12 protein-coding genes are annotated in these 20,680 nt (G+C 38.2%); all 12 read left to right on the top strand.

Translation table 11 applies throughout. The annotated features are described in order from the left end of the window. The first annotated feature begins 325 nt into the window (after positions 1-325). The 12 genes from OLM34_RS10495 (at position 326) to OLM34_RS10445 (ending at position 20,557) form a co-directional block, all read left to right on the top strand. A complete protein-coding gene (locus tag OLM34_RS10495) occupies positions 326-1,792 on the top strand; it encodes a pectate lyase family protein (protein ID WP_264407167.1) in 1,467 nt (488 codons plus the stop codon). 45 nt (positions 1,793-1,837) lie between these two features. Then, positions 1,838-5,074, top strand: coding sequence for a SusC/RagA family TonB-linked outer membrane protein (locus OLM34_RS10490; protein WP_264407165.1), 3,237 nt, complete (start codon positions 1,838-1,840; stop codon positions 5,072-5,074). A gap of 27 nt (positions 5,075-5,101) precedes the next feature. Further along, the gene (locus tag OLM34_RS10485; protein ID WP_264407163.1) at positions 5,102-7,066 is read left to right on the top strand and encodes a RagB/SusD family nutrient uptake outer membrane protein; all 1,965 of its coding nucleotides are present in this window, start codon (positions 5,102-5,104) and stop codon (positions 7,064-7,066) included. A gap of 20 nt (positions 7,067-7,086) precedes the next feature. After that, positions 7,087-8,712: a fibronectin type III domain-containing protein gene (locus tag OLM34_RS10480; RefSeq protein WP_264407161.1), complete on the top strand. Its 1,626-nt coding sequence runs from the start codon at positions 7,087-7,089 to the stop codon at positions 8,710-8,712. 68 nt (positions 8,713-8,780) lie between these two features. Then, on the top strand, positions 8,781-10,460 hold the full coding sequence (locus OLM34_RS10475) for a glycoside hydrolase family 28 protein (RefSeq protein WP_264407159.1): 1,680 nt from the start codon (positions 8,781-8,783) through the stop codon (positions 10,458-10,460). Between the two features lie 43 nt (positions 10,461-10,503). Beyond that, the gene (locus OLM34_RS10470; protein WP_264407158.1) at positions 10,504-11,673 is read left to right on the top strand and encodes a glycoside hydrolase family 88/105 protein; all 1,170 of its coding nucleotides are present in this window, start codon (positions 10,504-10,506) and stop codon (positions 11,671-11,673) included. Between the two features lie 27 nt (positions 11,674-11,700). Further along, entirely contained in the window at positions 11,701-13,080 is a 1,380-nt protein-coding gene (locus OLM34_RS10465; protein ID WP_264407157.1) for a pectate lyase family protein, read from the top strand. 25 nt (positions 13,081-13,105) lie between these two features. Next, the gene (locus OLM34_RS10460; protein WP_264407156.1) at positions 13,106-14,173 is read left to right on the top strand and encodes a pectinesterase family protein; all 1,068 of its coding nucleotides are present in this window, start codon (positions 13,106-13,108) and stop codon (positions 14,171-14,173) included. Positions 14,174-14,189: 16 nt separating this feature from the next. Continuing rightward, on the top strand, positions 14,190-15,809 hold the full coding sequence (locus tag OLM34_RS10455) for a glycoside hydrolase family 43 protein (RefSeq protein WP_264407155.1): 1,620 nt from the start codon (positions 14,190-14,192) through the stop codon (positions 15,807-15,809). Between the two features lie 621 nt (positions 15,810-16,430). Next, positions 16,431-18,989 carry a SusC/RagA family TonB-linked outer membrane protein gene (locus OLM34_RS10450; protein ID WP_320051514.1) on the top strand — a complete coding sequence of 853 codons (2,559 nt, stop codon included), beginning with the start codon at positions 16,431-16,433 and terminating at the stop codon, positions 18,987-18,989. A gap of 3 nt (positions 18,990-18,992) precedes the next feature. After that, positions 18,993-19,328: a hypothetical protein gene (locus OLM34_RS11440; protein WP_320051513.1), complete on the top strand. Its 336-nt coding sequence runs from the start codon at positions 18,993-18,995 to the stop codon at positions 19,326-19,328. Positions 19,329-19,360: 32 nt separating this feature from the next. Then, positions 19,361-20,557 carry a RagB/SusD family nutrient uptake outer membrane protein gene (locus OLM34_RS10445; RefSeq protein ID WP_264407154.1) on the top strand — a complete coding sequence of 399 codons (1,197 nt, stop codon included), beginning with the start codon at positions 19,361-19,363 and terminating at the stop codon, positions 20,555-20,557. Positions 20,558-20,680 lie beyond the last annotated feature (123 nt).

The following is a 20,680-nucleotide window of genomic DNA, read 5'->3' as shown; positions in this document are numbered from 1 at the left end:
TTTTTTGATGTTCATTTTTTCATTATTTAAAACAAAATGACACCCCTTAAAAACCAATTTGTCCCCCTTTATTTTTAATCATTTATATTAATATTGCAAATATATTTAACCGAAGAGTAGTGCATAAAAAACAGTACAATCAAGAGAATTTTTTCGCTGATAGTTATTTATCTCTCCGGTAAAGGGCAGAAAATATAATATTGATAAGGAACTTTTATAATAAAAATGTAAAATTATGAAGCACAATCTATTATCAAGAAAGGCAAATTAATAGATTGTAAATGTGAAAATATTGCATTAAACGAACGTTAAACCGGATCAGAAAATGAGAAATATATTGTTATGGTGTTTGTTTTTCGAATGGATTTTGTTGCCTTTTTACGGATGTAATGAAAAAGGAAATAGGGTGGTGGATGTTGTGGATGAAAAACCTATTCCTGTTGAAGAGGAAGCATATGCTTTTCCCGGTGCGGAAGGTTTCGGCCGAAAAGTCACGGGGGGTCGAGGGGGTAAAGTGTTATTTGTTACCAATCTGGAAGATTCAGGCACGGGAAGTTTACGATCAGCCGTCCAGTCTTCGGGTAACCGGTATGTTATATTCAACGTATCGGGTACTATCGAACTTAAGTCTGCGCTAAAAATTACGAACAATAATATCACTATAGCCGGCCAGACTGCACCCGGCGATGGCATTTGCATCAAAAACTATCCGGTTGAAGTGAATGCAGACAATGTGATTATCCGTTTTTTGCGTTTCCGTATGGGAGATGAAGTACAACAAGAAGCTGACGCGCTGGGAGGGAGGTTTCATAAAAATATAATTATCGATCATTGTTCGATGAGTTGGTCAACCGATGAGTGTGTCTCGTTTTATGCCAATGAAAACACTACTATACAGTGGTGCATCGTTTCCGAAAGTCTGCGAAATTCGGTGCATGTGAAAGGGGCACATGGTTACGGAGGTATATGGGGTGGCAGATATGCTTCTTTTCATCACAATCTTTTAGCTCATCATGACAGTAGAAATCCCCGATTAGGAGAAGAAGCCCGAAAATCGTTTGCCTTGACCGATTTAGTGGATTTAAGGAACAATGTAATCTATAATTGGGGAAGTAACAGCTGTTATGGTGGTGAAGCCATGAATGTCAATATTGTAAACTGTTATTATAAATCCGGACCCGCAAGCAAAAACAGAGAGCGAATTATTTCCATCGATAAGAACAAGGATTCTGCAAGCGTGATTTATAACAGGTGGGGTAAATTTTATATTGACGGAAATTATATTGAAGGCAGCGAAAGGGCTACCGAAGACAATTGGACATATGGGGTATATAATCAATTTCACAGTTCTTATGGGGTAGTTTCTGATGAAGAGAAAGCCGCAATGAGGTTATTTTCCCCTCATCCCATCGAGGATAATGTATTTACTCATACGGCACAAGAGGCATATGGGAAGGTGCTCGACTATGCAGGGGCATCCCTGATGCGCGATACGGTAGATAAACGAATTATCGAAAATGTACGTAAAGGGACATATACTGCCGAAGGATCAAATGGCAGTACAAAAGGTATAATTGACAGTCAGAATGATGTGGGTGGATGGCCGAAGTTGGAAAGTGCTGCACCTTTTGCAGATAAGGATAACGATGGTATGCCGGATGAGTGGGAGATAAGAATGAAATTGGATCCGGACAAAGCAAATGCCAATGACAGGGATTTGAGCTTAGCCTATGATGATATTGAAGTATACATCAATAGTCTTGTCCGCCAAATTATTGACCGACAGAAATGATCGGGAGTTTAATAAACAATAAATGATAATTATAAAAATGGAATTATGAATGGATTAACTGCAAAACTGAAATTTTCCATCAGTTTTTTTCTATTGATTTTTTGTGTGTTAGGTGCCTTTGCTCAGGAGAAGACCATCTCGGGTGTCGTTAAAGACATTCATGATGAGCCTGTAATAGGGGCTAATGTGATAGTAAAAGGCACTACGATTGGTACGGTTACCGATATAGAGGGGAAATTTATGCTAAAAGTTCCTCAATCGGCACGAACATTGCAAATTTCGTATCTTGGAATGAAAAACGTAGAGGTTCCCATTACGGACGAACCCCTCAATGTTGTAATGGAAGAAGATATTTCGAGTCTTGATGAGATTGTTGTTATAGGGTATGGTACCACCAAAAAGAGAGACCTTACGGGAGCCGTTTCTTCTGTTTCAGGAGATCAAATAGCCAAGATACCGGTAACAAATACGGCACAGGCTATGGCAGGCCGGTTGGCAGGTGTTCAGATAACTACTGCAGACGGTTCTCCTGATGCTCAAATGATTGTTCGAGTAAGAGGGGGCGGATCAATTACCGGTGACAATACTCCTTTATATATCGTCGATGGTTTTCCTGTGAATAACATCAACGATATTGCACCAGCTGATATTGAAAGTATAGATGTACTTAAAGATGCTTCATCTACTGCAATCTATGGAGCAAGAGGTGCAAATGGCGTGGTATTAATTACTACAAAAAGTGCCAAAGCGGGGAAAACGCAGGTTTCTTATAACGGGTATTTTCAAAGCAAACAATTATCTAAAAGATTGGAAGTGTTGGATCCTTACGAATATGTAATGTACAATTATGAAAAAGCGGTATTAGGAGGCGAGGATGATATAAAAAATTTCGAAAGGACTTTTGGCGTATATGAAGATCTGGATCTTTACAAGTACCAAAAAGGGATAGACTGGCAAAAAGATATGTTTGGAAATTCTGTTATTTCTCAACAACAGAATCTCAGTATAACAGGGGGAAGCGAGAAAACAAAGTTTTCACTCAGCGGAACTTATAACAAAGATGGCGGATTGATGAAAAATAACAATTATGGGAGAACAAATTTAAATTTCAAATTGAATCATAAGATTGCCGATGGCCTTTCCTTTGATTTTAATTCAAGATTATCGGATACAGAGATAAACGGTTCAGGAACATCCGGAGGTACATATAAAATACGTACCACCCAAGCTGTAACTTCCCCTGCAGTGAGAGGACTGAGCGATTTTATTGAGGTTGATCTCAATACATTAACCGAAGAAGAACGTGAAGAATATATTCGAAGTCATTTAACTTTATCTGAACAGGCAGATCAATATTGGAAACGCCAGAATAAGCGGTATTTTTATTTTGGTGGTGGACTAACATGGGATATCTTGAAATCTTTACGATTTCGATCTGAATTTAATTATGATTATGGTTTTAATGAGATAAAAAACTATTGGGGACAATACACTACCAATGCATCATACGTTGGCGGATTACCTCTTGTTGACTGGAAAAAAGAAAATACAAATTCTTATCGTTTGGCTAATACCTTATCTTATACAAATTTATTTGGGGATCATCGTGTAGATGCTATGGTAGGGCAAGAATTATATGTTTCTGCAGATAATAATAACTATATGTATGCAACAGGCTATAGTATAGACCTCACTCCGGAGAAAATTTTTGCAAATATCGGATTGGCCGGAGGAACGCTACAATCGACAAGCTATGTTAGTCCGGATTCAAAATTAGCTTCATTTTTTGGACGATTAAATTATAGTTATGCTGAAAAATACCTTTTTACCTTTACATTGAGAGCTGATGGTTCTTCAAAATTCCCCAAAAACAATCGATGGGGATATTTTCCGGCTTTTGCTTTAGGTTGGAGAATTTCTGAAGAGGAATTTATGAAGAATCAGGATGTAATATCGAATTTAAAGTTGAGATCAAGTTATGGGGAAGCCGGAAATGACAGAATAAAAAGTACGCTATATAAATTAAATTACAAGATTCGCACCGATAAAACATATGGGATTGGAGATAAACCGAATTCCTATTACGAGTCGACAAACACCCAATTAGCCAATCCCAATCTTCGTTGGGAAACAATGATCACTCGCAATGTTGGTTTAGATTTCGGGTTGTTTAATGAACGTCTTAGCGGAAGCATAGATGCTTATTGGAATACGACAAAAGATTTGTTGTTGGATGCCCCTATTGTAGCACCGGGATATACTACGCAGCTTAAAAATGCGGGGCAGACATCAAATAAGGGAATAGAACTGGCATTAAACGCCTATTTGCTCCAGCATAAAGACTATTTTTTCTCGGCAAACTTCAATATTGGATTTAATAGATCTAATGTAGATAAGTTGACAGATGGTATAACTTTTCAAGAATATGCATCGGGATGGGCTGGAACCGATCTGAAGGGATATTATGATTATCTGGTAAAAATTGGAGAACCGGTAGGTCTGATGCAGGGTTTTGTAACGGATGGCTATTATACGACCGAAGATTTTGAAAGTTATGACGAGGCTAGTAAAAAATATGTTTTGAAAGAAGGTGTGCCTACTACCGGATTAGTAACCATAAGGCCGGGATCGTTAAAACTTAAAGATCTTACAAGTGATGGTGTTGTAGATGAAAGCGACAGAACAATCATCGGCAAAGCTGCACCGAAATTCACCGGTGGCTTTGGGTTCAATGGTTCTTATAAAAATTTAGATGCCACCATTCTTTTCAATTATGTCTATGGCAACGATATCTATAACGCCAACAAGATTGCTTCGTCGCAAACTTATCGAACCACGTATTCCAATTTATTGGGATTTATGAATTCTGCTAATCGTTATACCTATATGGATAATCAAGGTCAATTGGTTACCGATCTCGAAATGTTAGCGGCTATGAACGAGGGAACTCATCCAAAAAAATATTGGTCTCCTCATTGTATAGGAAATGCAACTGTGTTCCCTCATTCATGGGCAATTGAAGATGGTTCGTTTCTGCGTTTGCAAAATATAACGGTAGGCTACACCATTCCTCAACATTTTACACGAAGATTTGCTTGTAATCAATTCCGTTTGTATTGTACATTAAATAATGTATGGATCTGGACAAATTATACCGGCTATGATCCTGAAGTGAGCTCGCCGGTTAGAAGTAGTTCGGTAAGCGGACTTACTCCGGGTGTAGACTATTCGTCTTATCCGAAGAGTTTTTCATACACGTTGGGTATAAATATTACCTTTTAAATTAAAAATCAATTAAAAAATAAGCTCATGAAAATAATAAGAGATATAGCCATAGTGTGTTGTTCTTTACTAATTATGGCATCATGTAACGATTTTTTGGATGTGGATTCTCCATCGGCTTTCGATTCGGATTATGTTTTTTCGAACGCTTCCGATGCAAAAAAAATGGTATTGGGAGTCTATGCTTTATTTTCGCAGGATACTTATACTTCTCGCATGTCGAATGTTTTTATGCAAAATACCGATGTTGAGGCAAATGAGCCTTCGGCAAATCCTGATGGTTCACGTCGTGACGTGTGGTCATTACAAGGTGGTTTACTCCAAAATTTCGGTGATATTTTAAAGTGTTGGAACGATAATTATTTGGCAATCGAACGTGCCAATCAGTGTATCGAAGGAATAGAAGCCAGCGAAGAATACAAAAAAGGAAATTCTGATATGAAAATGCTGCTTGGTGAAGCATATTGTTTACGTGCCTGTCGATATTTTCTTTTATGCAATTATTGGGGAGATGTTCCTTATCATCGTGAATCGGCAAAAGCAGGAATGCAATTGGATAAACCCCGGACGGACAAAAACATCATTTATTCAGGGATGATACAGGATTTGGTTGATCATGAAGAAGGGATGTATTTTGCCGATCAGTACAGTGACGGGATTGAAAGGATGAATCGGGAGTTTTGTTTGGGCTTCATTGCCCGCTTGGCTTTATTTCGTGCAGGGTATGGGATGACGGAAGATGGAACCATGAAACGTGCGGATGATTACTTGGACTTGAGCAACGATAGTCTTGCCGTAACCTATACAATTGGGGAGACGACCAAAACGGCACGCACTTCTAAAGAATATTATCAATTGGCAAAAGATTATACTCAAAAACTTATTTCTTTGAGAGGTAGAGAATTAAATCCGAATTATTCTCAAATATTTGAAAACGAAAGTCGATGGATTACTACGGTTAATGATGACGTTTTATATGAGGTTGCATTTACGAATGTAAATGGTGGAGGCGATGTAGGTTGGTGTATTGGCGTAACGGTTACAAATAGTTCTAAAGGAAGCGGAAGTTCGTATATTTGTTTTACTCCTACCTATTATTATTCGTTTGATGAAAATGATCTTCGTTTGCCAATAACAATTTCTATGATTTATTATTCTTCTGATACACAACAAAACATGAACAGTATAACCAAAATGACACCGGGTAAATGGAATCGGTTGCTGGTTCCTGCAGATCTTGGACCTTCCTCTTCAAAATCAACCGGAATTAATTGGCCTTTGATGCGATATTCTGACATTTTGCTTATGTTGGCAGAAGCGGAGAATGAGTTGAATGGACCGACTTCACTGGCTAAAGAGATGTTAACGAAAGTTCGAAGTCGGGCATTTGTAGAAAAGGACAGAGCTGAAAAGGTAACGAATTATATCAATAAGCTCAATTCAAAAGAAGATTTTTTTGAAGCTGTTGTTAATGAACGTGCATGGGAATTTGGAGGAGAATGTCTTCGTAAGTTTGACCTTGTTAGATGGAATAATTATGGAAAACGAATTGTTCAAATAAAAGATGATCTGAATAATATGGGTAAGGCAGCTTATGAATTGGAATTGGAAAACCCTAAAGTAGCAAAATATATAAACTACGCCGATGTTCTTTATTATACGAGAAATAATGGAACAATATCGATTTTGAATCCCCGTTATAAAGTTGAAACTGTACCCGAAAATATTGTTCCTGATGAGGAATTGGGGAAAATTCAGGGAACGTATGCTTCTATAAATTGGTGTAAAAGTTTATATCGTAAAATTACCGATTCCAAAACAGGCGTAATTACATATGAACCATCAACTTATGTAGAGCGAAGCTGGCGAGGATACGCAGATCCGACAGGTATTTCTGCTGTTCCCTATTTATTGCCCATTCCGGCTCAAGTGATAGGAGCTAGCAAATATCTCAACAATGATGGGTATGGACATGTTTTAAGCAGCAATTAATTTTCTAAAGAGATAAGACAATGAAAAAATCAGTTTATATCAACATATTGTTTTTCGGCATATTGGTTGCACTTTGTGTAACGTCAGGGTGTAAAGAAGATGAAGAGTTAGGAAATCCTCCTCGTTTATTCAGACCTGTTGTACGCGAAGTTTCTTATGGGGGAACATGGATCAAAGTAATGTGGGATAAGTACAAAGGTGTTGAGGCTTATCAGTTGCAAATTTCTACAGACTCCTTTACAACCATTTTAAAAGAAGTAACAACCGATCAAACGGAATATACTTTCGAAGACCTCGAATATGATACTCAATATCAAATACGTATTAAGTCCATAGGAGGTGATATCACTTCAGCATATTATGTATTGGAAGATGTAAAGACTGCTGATTATCCCACTAAGTTGATTACGCCAACTGCTACTGATGTGATTGATGTTGCGGTCAGGGTACGGTGGGAGCCAAGCGATGTGATTTATACGAGAATTGATGTGCTCAAAAACGATACATTGGTTAAATCGGTTGATCTGACAGAAGCGGATAACCAGGCCTGTGAGAAAATTATTCAGGGACTTCAACCTCAACAAACCTATGTCATAAAGATTTATTCGGATGATGATTATTGTGGTAAGAGATTGTACCAAACAACCGCGTCTGAAAATTTTGGAGAAAATACGATAGATCTTCGATCTTTGACAGAGAAAGAATCATTGAACGTAATTACGCAGGATTTTGTTGATTCTATTCATACAGTTTATCCCCAAGGTGTTACTGTAGTTCTTATGGGTGGTTATACTTACGAAATCTCAACCGTTTTAATCTCTCATAACATTCGATTTACTACCGGTTTAAGTTTAAGAGGCAAAGCCCTTATGGCTATCAATGGGAATTTTGGAATATCGAGCGCGGCAGATAAACCTACCATACGTTTCGATAAAATATTTTTCACTGAGGGAACGCAAACCGGAAAGCGTAAAACCGATTCAAATTATGGAGGAACCTATGTTTTCAATATCAACCAATCTGGGGCAAATGCCAACAAAATCGAATTGAATCATTGTGATATCAAATACAAGCGCGGAGTGATACGAATGCAGACAGCTTCCCAAATTGATAGTGTAACTATTAATAATTGTGTTATGGATAGTATAGGCGGATATGGTGTTGTGAATAATGGACACGATGCAGCTTATATTAGGGATATTGTTGTTGTAAATTCAACAATAGCACATGCCGATAAAGTGCTGGTCTGCGGCAAAGCATTAGGTGTAAATTCAGTAACAATGCAAAATGTGACTACTTGTTATACTCCAGCAAACAGCAGTTCTTATTTTCTGGATTATAACAAGAATACTGTACCTGGAGGGATTACGTTAAAAAATTGTCTTTTTGGCGCAGGACAGGATACAGTAAACGGAGTCGGTGGAATGAGGAGTTCTTGCCAAAATATCGTTGTTACAGGTTGTTATCGAACTTCCGATCTTATTTGGTATGTTCCTGAAGGAGCAACCGAACCTGCCTCGCCAATTAATGATGTAATTCTTCTAAACATGACCTCTGAAGAATTGTTCAAAGATCCTCTTCATTCAGATTTTACAGTTACTCATGAATCGATAGTTAATAAGGTTGGTGATCCAAGGTGGTGGTAATTTTCTATTTTATCGTTCCTATTTCCTATAAAAAATAAAAGAATAAAAAATCAATCAATTCAAAAATAATGAGGAAAACGACAGCTCTTCTATTGACATTTGCTTTACTTTTTATATCCTGTGCGGGAAATACAAATGAAAAAGGATATAAATATGACTCTTTATATACGGACTTACCTTTTGAGATGCCCAAGGTAATGATTCCCGAATTTCCCGATAATAAAGTGTCCCTTTTGGATTTTGGAGGAAAGCCGGATGGCATTACCCTTAATACGGAGGCTTTTGAAAAAGCTATGCAAAGTCTTTCAGAGAAAGGGGGAGGAACATTAATCGTACCCAAAGGGGTATGGTTTACCGGCCCTATCGTATTTAAATCGAATATCAATTTGTATCTCGACAAAGGTGCACTGATATTGTTTTCGCCCGATTTCGATTTATATCCTCTGGTAAAAACAGTATTCGAAGGGTTGGATACCCGGCGCTGCCAATCGCCGATCTCGGGAAGAAATCTGGAAAATATTGCTATTACGGGCGAAGGTTCGATAAATGGCTCAGGTGAAGCATGGCGCCCACTTAAAAAAAGCAAAGTTACGGAAAGCCATTGGAAAAAAGTTGTGGCTTCAGGAGGTGTAGTCAAAGGTGATAGTTGGTATCCATCAGAAGGTGCGCTCAAAGGTGCCGAGATGAGTGATATGAACGTTCCCGCAAGTAATTTGTCAGAAGAGGAATGGCTGGAAATTAAAGATTTTCTTCGGCCTGTAATGGTGAATTTTATCGAGTGCAAAAACGTTTATTTGCAAGGTGTCCTTTTCGAAAATTCACCTGCTTGGAATATTCATCCGTTAATGTGTGAAAATGTGATTATCGATGGCATTTTTTCACGGAATCCAGCTTATGCACAAAATGGAGACGGCCTTGATTTGGAATCGTGCGTGAATTCTATTATTGTAAACAGCCTGTTTGATGTAGGAGATGACGGCATCTGCATCAAATCAGGTAAAGATGAACAGGGAAGATTGCGTGGGCGTCCTACCGAAAATGTAATAGTGGATAATTGTAAAGTTTTTCAGGGACACGGCGGGTTTGTAGTAGGAAGTGAAATGTCGGGAGGAGTAAGGAACATATCGGTAAGTAATTGTCAGTTTTTAGGAACCGATGTAGGCTTGCGTTTCAAAAGCAGGCGAGGACGTGGTGGAATAGTAGAAAACATTTATATCTCGGATATTTATATGTTTAATATTTTGACCGATTCTTTTTTGTTTGATCTTTTTTACGGAGGTAGATCGGCTTCTGAAGCATTGGAAGAAGGTTACACGGGTGCAGATGATGAGAAACTTTATCCCGTAACGGAAGAAACGCCGGTGTTTAGGAATATTTTCGTTAAAGATCTTGTGTCTAAAAATGCGCGTAGAGCCATGTTTTTTAATGGTTTACCCGAGATGAATATTGAAAATATTCGGCTTGAAAATGCTTTCATTACTGCTCGCTATGGCGCCGAGCTTTCTGAGGCTAAAGATATTGTTTTCGATAATGTTACGGTAATTGCCGAAGAAGGTCCTTCTTACATATTGAATAACGTGAAAAATTTCAAGGGAGTAAATCTTTATTTCGATAAAAACACAACTGAGGAAGTGATGAGGGTAAAAGGAAGCAGAACATCAACTGTGGAATTATTACCTTTTTTGGAAGATAAAATAGAAATAAGCCCGGAAGTAGATAAAAATCAAATAAAGATAAGTCAGGACTAGAAAAGGATTTATTAAAACAAACACTTTTCAAAAAAAGTAATCAATGAGAAAAATTGGAATATTTATGGTAGCATTGACATTTTCTATTTCTGTTTGTACTCAATCAGCCGATCCTTATTACGTAAGGATGGCTGATTCAGAAATGAAACGTAATCCTGAAAGTTGGATGGTCGATTTTTCAAAGGAGTTGAAGTGGAATTATTGTCATGGTTTGGAATTGGGAGCGATATTGGATGTTTGGAATAAAACCGGTAATCGAAAATATTTCGATTATGCCGAGAGTTATGCCGATAATGTTGTTAACGAGGATGGTACGATAAAAACCTATCGATTGGAAGAATACAATATTGACCGGTTGAATTCCGGGAAAATGCTTTTCCCGATTTACGAAGAAACAAAAGACAAGAAGTATCGGTTGGCTATGGCTTTATTGAGAAGCCAGATGAATACTCATCCAAGAACATCGGATGGTTTATTTTGGCATAAAAAAATTTATCCACATCAGGTTTGGTTGGACGGTATTTATATGGGTTGCCCTTTCTTGGCCCAATATGGAGCCAGGTTTGGTGAACCTCAATTGTTCGATGAGGTTGCTCATCAGATAATTGGTACAGAAAAGGTGACCAAAGACAAAAAAACAGGCTTATTGTATCACGGTTGGGATGAGAGTCGGCAACAACGTTGGGCTGACCCTGAAACCGGTAGATCGCCAAATTTTTGGTCGAGAGCCATAGGATGGTATATGATGGCGTTGGTAGATGTATTGGATTTCATGCCCGAAAATCATCCCCGCAGGGCAGAAATCATCCGTATTTTAAACGACATTTCCAGCACTATCGAAAAATATCGCGATCCGGCCACTGGTATGTGGTATCAGGTAACGGATAAAGTTGGTGCTGAGGGAAACTACTTGGAATCGTCGGGTTCGGCCATGTTTATTTATACCTGGGTTAAGGGTGCGCAAAACGGTTTTTTACCTAAAGTATTCGAAGAAAAAGGGAGAACCGCCTATGATCAATATGTGAAGCGATTTGTAAAAGAAAATCCGGATGGCACTATTACCGTAACAGATGCTTGTGAAGTAGCCGGTTTGGGTGGAGAAAAAGAATATCGTGACGGTAGTTATGCATATTACATCTCCACGCCGCGACGCGATAATGACCCAAAGGCTGTTGCTCCTTTCATTAAAGTGAGCGTATTGCTCGATAAATGATGTATTAATTGTTTTCCAAGTAAAGAAATGAAAACCTATTTGTCGTTATTTTTTATATGGTCATCGATGGTGATGGCCTCTGCCCAAATTCCTGCTTTTCCCGGTGCCGAGGGTGCAGGCATGTATGCTGACGGGGGACGCGGAGGAAAGGTGTTTTTTGTAACTTCGTTGGAGGATACCGAAATGCCCGGTACTTTGCGATGGGCTATCAAACAAAAAGGCCCCAGGACGATTGTGTTCGAGGTATCGGGATTGATTCGACTTAACCGTCCTTTAAAAATCGATAATGGGGATTTAACCATTGCCGGTCAGACGGCGCCCGGAGATGGTATTTGCATTAGCGATCACGAAACCATTATCAGTGCCGATAATATCATTATCCGTTTTCTTCGTTTTCGATTGGGAGACAGAGCAAAGGAGGGGATAGACGCTTTTTCGGGAAAAGGGCATGAAAACATCATAATCGACCATTGCAGCATGAGTTGGAGTGTAGACGAAGTTTCTTCTTTTTACGACAACAGCAACTTTACCCTTCAATGGTGCATCATTTCCGAAGCCTTACGAAATTCTGCTCACACCAAAGGGAAACATGGCTATGGCGGAATATGGGGTGGACAAAATGCTTCGTTTCATCATAATCTTATCATTCATAACGATAGTCGCAATCCCCGGTTTTGTGGAAGCCGTTATACCAACAGGCCTGATCTCGAAAAGGTGGATTTTCGGAACAATGTGATTTACAACTGGGGCTCAAACAACGTGTACGGAGCCGAAGGAGGTAGTTACAATATTATCAATAATTATTATAAACCCGGACCGGCGACAAGCAGAGTTTCAAAGAACCGAATAGTGAATCCTGACGCCGATAATGGAGAAAACAGTCAACCTGCGGGTACATATGGCAGGTTCTATGTTTCAGGAAATTATCTTGATGAAAATCCGAAAGTAACTGCAAATAATGTATTGGGTGTTGAGATGGGTTCTTCTTTCGAGAAATATGCGCCGCAGGTCAAGCTGTCGGATATTCTTGTTTCGCAAGAATTTCCAGGTTTCTACGTTACCACTTATTCGGCAGAAAAGGCTTACAAGATGGTTTTACAATATAGTGGTTGTTCTTTGGTAAGAGATAGAGTGGATATGCGTTATGTACGAGAAGTGACAAACAGGACATATACGTATGAAGGGTCGAACGGGAGTACTTGCGGATTGATAGATAGTCAGGAAGATGTTGGTGGATGGCCTGTGTATAAGACCTCTAATTTAAAAAGGGATTCCAATCAGGACGGTATTCCCGATGGATGGTTGGAAAAAAATTATCCGGGGAAAAGGGCAGAGGACAAAACCAAAGAGGGTTATACCTATCTCGAAATGTATTTAAATAGTTTGGTGACTCATCTCATGCCATGACAGGAATAATTTAAATCGAAAAATTATGAATAGGTTTGTTAATGTAGTTGTTTTTTTATTGGGATTTACGTTTTTTCCTTTGGTGGCTTGTGCCAATTCCGGGACTGAAAAAGGGATAACTAAAAAAATTGTGGTTGATAAATCCGGAAGAGGGAATTTTACTTCTTTGCAGGAAGCGATCCATTCGGTTAGAGCATTTGATCCAGAGGGACCAACCACCATTTATGTAAAAAACGGTATTTATCGTGAGAAAATTGTGATTCCGGATTATGTATGCAACATAGCAATTATAGGCGAAGACAAGGAAAAAACCATCATTAGCTATGATGATTATGCAGGAAAAGAGAATATGGGAACTTTCCGTTCTTATACACTGCAAGTGAGAGGGAATGATATCCGGCTCGAAAATCTTACGATTGAAAATGCCGCAGGACCTGTAGGCCAGGCTGTTGCTCTGCATACAGAGGGCGATCGCATCATCATAAAGAATTGTCGTTTGCTGGGGAATCAGGATACGGTTTATACCGGTGGAGAAGGCAACCGGTTATGTTTTTATCGGTGTTATATCGAAGGAACGACGGATTTTATTTTCGGTTCGGCTACCGCATGGTTTGAAGAATGCGTGCTTCATTGCAAAAAGAATTCGTATATCACTGCTGCAAGTACACCTCAAAACATTGAATATGGGTATATATTCAATCGTTGCAAGGTAACATTGGCCGAGGGTGTGACGTCGGTTTATCTTGGAAGACCGTGGCGGCCTTATGCCATGACCGTGTTTATGAATTGTGAACTTCCGTCAGGGATTCATCCTTCTGGATGGCACAATTGGGGGAATCCGGAAAATGAGAATACGGCTCGGTATGCCGAATTCAATAATTATGGTGACGGAGCTAATACAGACAAACGGGTTAATTGGGCAAAAATATTGACCCCCGAAGAAGCGGCACAAATTACGATTGAAAAGGTATTAAAAGAAGATTTTGTGAAAATAGTATCATTTTTATGTCGTAAAAAAGTTGATAATAATCAAGAGTTTTCTGTGAAATTCAATCCTTTGCCATCACTGATTTTGGTTTTCAATCGCCCTTAAATTTAAAAATTTTATCATGAGATTTTTCAAAAAAATATTTCCATATTTATTGTTCTTATCGCTTCCTCTTATTGCCCAGAATAAGATATCAAAGTCATGGGTAGCTGATTTAGGGAACGACTTCTATAAAAATCCTATACTACATGCCGATTATTCCGACCCCGATATATGTCGTGTAGAAAACGATTATTATATGACTGCTTCAAGTTTCAATTGCATTCCCGGTTTGCCGATTCTTCATTCAAATGATCTCGTAAATTGGGAGATTATCGGTTATGGGATCGACAAATTGGAACCCGATAGTATTTTCTCAAAACCTCAGCATGGCAATGGTGTTTGGGCCCCATCCATTCGCTATCACAATGGAGAATTTTATATTTATTATGGCGACCCTGATTATGGTATTTTCATGGTTAAAAGTAAAGATCCGGCCGGAAAATGGGAGAAACCATTGTTGGTAAAGAAGGGGAAAGGTTTGATCGACCCGTGTCCTTTGTGGGATGATGATGGAAAGGTATATTTAGTCCATGCTTATGCAGGTAGTCGCGCCGGCATAAAAAGTTTGTTAGCTGTTCAGGAGATGAACGCCGAAGGAACAAAGGTTATTGGACAAAGTAGAATTGTTTACGACGGACACGATATTGACCCTACCATTGAAGGCCCTAAATTTTACAAACGAAACGGCTACTATTACATATTTGCTCCTGCCGGAGGTGTTTCAACCGGTTGGCAAATCGCCTTAAGGGCTGAAAAAATCTTTGGTCCTTATGAGCGGAAAATGGTTATGGCTCAGGGTAATACTCCTGTAAACGGCCCGCATCAGGGTGGATGGGTAGTCACACCATTCGAAGAAGACTGGTTTATCCATTTTCAGGATAAAGGTCCTTTTGGACGTGTAGTACATTTGCAACCCATGACTTGGGAGAACGATTGGCCCGTTATCGGCGTGGATAAAGATAATGATGGTTGTGGCGAACCGGCTATGAGCTTCAGAAAGCCGAAAACGGATAAAAATTATCCGGCAGCGACGCCTCCTGAAAGTGATGATTTCAATTCGCCTACACTCGGATTGCAATGGCAGTGGAACGCCAATCCTGGTGAATGGTGGTATTTCGCAAATCCTCAAACCGGTTTATTGTCTTTGTATTCGGTTCCTGTTCCGGATGATTATATCAATTTATGGGATATTCCCAATTTATTGCTGCAAAAATTTCCTTCCGATAATTTTACGGCTACGGTGAAGTTGACTTTTCGTCCTTCAACTGTTATTACCGGAGAGAGAACCGGTTTGATAATCATGGGAATGGACTATGGTATGCTGTCGCTGGAGAAAACAAAAGATGGTCTCATCCTTTCTCAAATTGAATGTTTACAAGCAGAAAAAAGAGGGAAAGAAATCGTCAACGAAAAACGGACATTAACAGATTCCACTTTTTATCTTCAGGTTCGCGTGTCTCCTGAAGCACGTTGCGTATTCACTTACAGTTTGGATGGAAAAATTTTTAAAACACTCGGAAAACCATTTATGGCTAAAGAAGGCAAGTGGATAGGAGCAAAAATGGGATTTTTCTGTTCTCGTCCCGTAAAGAATAACGATGGCGGAAGGGTAGAAATCGATTGGTTTAAAGTGGAATAATCCTGAAATATCGATTTTAACATGAAAGCATTTTTTTCGCATATTCTGTTCGTGATCCTATGTTTATATCCGACATGTTTCCTTGTTTTTTCGCAAACGGTAATGATAAACGGAGTGCCCCTGATACAAGCTATACCTTGTACAGTTGCTATCAGAAAGAGAAAAACAGCAACATTTGTAGAGTATCAAAACACAGGTAAGGAAGTGATACCTTACACCGTGTTGCATGGTCGCGACAATTGTCAGACGATGAAGCTTTAAATTACCCCAGGGAAAAAGTTTTGGAAGAGAATTTTATGGAAGAAATTAAATGAATAATTGCTATTACTGCATAAAGTATCTGTTAAATAACAATATGCCTCCTTTTAAAAATCAATTTTCCTACCCATATTTAATTTATTTATATTTATATTGTAAATGGAATATTAATAATTTATTGGAATTAAAAATAAATCTCTGATTTGTATTTTTCAAAAAATAGTCGATATGGCGATAAGTTTATTTTTATAATGTATTAATATTGATTTTTTTAAATTAGACTAAATTATGATGAACAAACACAAAAGAAAAATTTCACACATAGTATGTGTGGTTTTCGCATTGCTATGGTCTAGTTTGAGCATGGCTCAAACTAGAATGATTTCGGGAACTATTACGGATGAAAATGGACAGGCAATTGTAGGTGCCTCCATTAGAATTAAGAATAGTCAAATTGGTACGGTTTCGGATATCGACGGCAATTTTTCATTGCAAGCGAATCCCGAAGATATTTTGGTTATCTCTTACATCGGATATAAAACACAAGAAGTTAAAGTAGGTAATAACACTAAATTAACCATTCGTTTATCGGAAGATGTCAGAATGATAGACGAATTAGTAGTGGTGGGATATGGCATACAAAGAAAAAGTGATTTGACCGGTGCAATCTCCACCGTTAAGCCCAAAGATATTACTGCTGTTGTAACTACAAATGTTTTGGAATCTTTACAAGGGAGGGTTTCCGGTGTCGATTTAGTAAAGTCAAGCGGACAGGCAGGTGCCGGACTTAGCTTTACAGTTCGAGGCGAACGATCCATCACTGCAAGTAATGCTCCGCTTATTTTGGTTGATGGTATTCCATATGGAAGCAGCATAGATCTTAATTCAACAGATATTGAATCTATCGAGATTCTCAAAGATGCATCTTCTACAGCTATATATGGATCAAAAGGTGCAAACGGAGTAATAATAATTACCACCAAACGAGGGAAAGAGGGTAAGACCCGGATTTCTCTCAATGCATATGGAGGGCTCAATACCGTGTCTAAATATCCTCATTATTCGAATGGATATGAGTATGCAGATTTGAAAAGAGAAGCAAACCGAACCACTGGAAAATGGAGTTCTAAAGATGATGATTCAAAGATTTTTGCGCCGTTGGAGCTAGAGTATCTGAATCAAGGGCAAATGGAAGATTTTCCCCGCCTGCTCATAAATGACGGATACGTTCAAAATTATGAATTATCCATGTCGGGTGGAAACAACAAAACCTCATATACGTTGTCATTAGGTTACATGAATGAAAAGGGAATTTTCAAAGTTAACGATCAATATGGCAGGTATAGCGGGAGAGTCACGTTGGACCATTCCATTTTTGACAATTTTAAAATTGGAGCTAATATCCTTTATACCTACAAAGATCAGGATAAACGCAGAGATCCGTTGAATATGGCAAACAAAATTGTTCCCATTGCAAAAGCTTATAATGATGATGGGACGATTAATCCCTATCCGTCTCCCGGCTATCCTTCACAAATGAACCCGTTGTTAGATGATGTACCGGGAGCAACTGCAGATAATGTGTTAAATAAACGTTTTTTCGGTACGGGTTATGTTGATTGGGATATTATAAATGATCTTAAATTCAGGTCGAACGTTGGAATTGATTTTTCGAACGAAAGGGAAGGATATTTTTATGATAAAATGACCCTGGATGGTGCAGGTGTTGCCTCAAGTTCAGGTGCATACATTTCATCAAATTCCAATATCACTTGGGAGAATATTTTGAACTATAGCAAAAGGATAAAAGAAGATCACAATATTCAGGCAATGATGGGAACTTCGTTAATTAGCAATACTTATGAGTATTATTTGGGGACAGGTAAAAATCAGCCATCTGCTTATACGTTGTATCATTTTTTAGAGTCTAATTCACAGGAAATCAGAATAGGGAGCGATTATACTAAAACCAACACTTTTTCATATTTCGGACGTTTAAATTACAAATTTAAAGAGCGGTATTTACTGACGGCATCTTTGCGAAGAGATGGGTCTTCTGTATTGGCAGAGGGTCATAAATGGGCTTCATACCCATCTGTCGCCTTAGGTTGGCGAATTAATGAAGAACTCTTTATGAAAGATGTATCGGCCGTATCCAATTTAAAACTCCGCATAAGTTGGGGAAAGTCCGGTAATAGTGCTATTGATCCTTATACTACGTTAGGCGGATTAGGTTCTTCTCAATATTCTTTCAACAATAAACTGGCGTTGGGATATTATCCAAAATCAGTGCCCAATCCTGATTTGGGATGGGAAACAACTGACGTTTATGATTTAGGCCTTGATTTGGGATTGTTTCTAAATCGCATTTCTTTAACGGCAGATGTTTTTAAATCTTATACCGATGATTTGTTGCTTTCACGTGTTCTTCCCATGTCAAGTGGATATAACGGTATAATGCAAAATATTGGTAAAACGGAAAATACGGGATTGGATTTAACATTGAATACGTTGAATGTAAATAATAAAAATTTTCAATGGACTACTGATTTGAATTTTTCAACCAGTAAAGAAAAAATTACTCAACTTTCGTCAGGTGTAACAGCCGATATAGAGAATCGTTGGTTTGTAGGCTATCCTATAAAAGTGTTTTACGATTATAAAAAAATAGGCATATGGCAATTAGATGAAGCAGAAGAGGCAACAAAATATGGAACAAAACCCGGAGAAATTAAGGTGGAAGATATAAATATAAACGGCAAGATAGATATTGACGATCGTGTAAAATTTAAGCAGCGTCCCGATTTCACATTGGGGATGAATAACACGTTCGTATATAAAGATTTCGATCTTTCTATTTTTGCATATGCGCGCATTGGGCAATATATTGATTATACCTATTATAAAAGTTATAAAGCTTAAGGGTTGGAAAATGGAGCTGCAGTTAATTATTGGACTCCTGAAAATCCCTCCAATGATTTTCCGCGTCCGGATGCCAGTGTAGTACAAACTAGTCGATTGTATTTTAGTACATTAGGGATTGTTAAAGGCTCTTTTCTTAAAATAAAAAATATAAATTTTGGATACAACTTACCTAAAGATCTAATTGGCAAATGGCACGTTAATAATCTGAGACTTTATGTTACCGGACAAAATCTGTTTACCTTTAGCAAATTAAAAGATTATGATCCGGAAAGAGGAGGAGGGGAATCTTTTCCCATGACAAGGCAAATTGTATTTGGCCTTAATCTTGATTTTTAAAAGCGTTTAATATCCATCTAAATTAAGACATTATGAAAGCAAAAATATTATCTTATCTTTTGTATTTTGGAGCAATTTTATTTCTTGCTTCATGTGAAGATTTTCTGAAAGAAGAAAACAGAAACAGTCTGACATCTGATCCTTTTTTTACTACCCAAAGCGGATATGAAAGTTTGATCAATTCTTGTTACACTCCATTACGGTTATGGTATGGAAGAGAAGATGCTTATGGCATTACTGAAACAGGGACTGATCTTTTCACTAAAGCTGCTGGAAATACAAATACCACGTTAAATGATTATGATCCTATAGCCTTCAATGGAACGAATACACCTTTAACCAATTACTGGAAATATTTGTATCGTGGAATCAATTCATGTAATGCAGCTATTGGCAGAGCAAAAAATGCAGTAATTTCGGCTGATTTAAAAAAGCAACGGGTTGCCGAAGCTCGTTTTTTGAGGGCTTTTTATTATTGGCATATTGTTGAAACTTGGGGTGCAACTCATTTTACTACAGAAGAAACGATCGGCGTTCAAACAACGGCTAATAAAACGGCACCTGAAGAGATATATGAACAAATTTTTAATGATTTGGATTCTTGCATAAACAGTAATTTATCCGATAAAAAGAACAATGGGGGACGAATTACGATTTGGGCTGCTAAAGCTCTTAAGGCTCGACTTTCTTTAACTAGAGCATCTGAAACCGATAATTCTCAGTTATACAAACAAGCGGCAGACTTAGCCATTGAAATTATCGAAAGCGGTTTATTCTCATTGAATCCTGATTATAAATCGATTTGGAATATGTCTAATGCTGACGGACCAACTAATTCGGAAGTAATTTGGTATGTGGAATTTTCGAACGATCATTTATACAATAAACCGGAATACGATGATTATACTATTCGTAATGGGGGGCATAATGGACATTTACTTTTTTGCATGAAATATGATGATCAACCCGGAATGAAACGAGATATTTTGAACGGCAGACCATTCAATCGGTTTATGCCGACATTGTATTTTGTGAATCTTTTCGATGAAGCCGTTGATCAGCGTTGGAACGGCTCTTTTAAACAAGTTTGGATGATGAATAATCCGGCAAATAAAGGTAAGTACGTAAATATGACGGATACGGCTATCTATCTGTATAAAGGAACCGCTTCTGCTGAACAAAAAGCAGCTGTTGCAACTAAATACCAATTATTAGATTTCAATGATTGAGTCCACTCCGAAAAGTCTCTGACTTTTTATTTTCAATTCAGTGACACCCGGAAGGGACGGTTTAAATTTTTCAAAAATGCACTAAAATCAGTATCCTATTTGCTTGCATATTAATCTATATTT

Source organism: Anaerorudis cellulosivorans, assembly GCF_025943985.1.
Classification (GTDB): domain Bacteria; phylum Bacteroidota; class Bacteroidia; order Bacteroidales; family Dysgonomonadaceae; genus Anaerorudis; species Anaerorudis cellulosivorans.
Note: the sequence above shows the minus strand (reverse complement) of the source record. Positions and strands in the feature narration are given on the sequence as shown.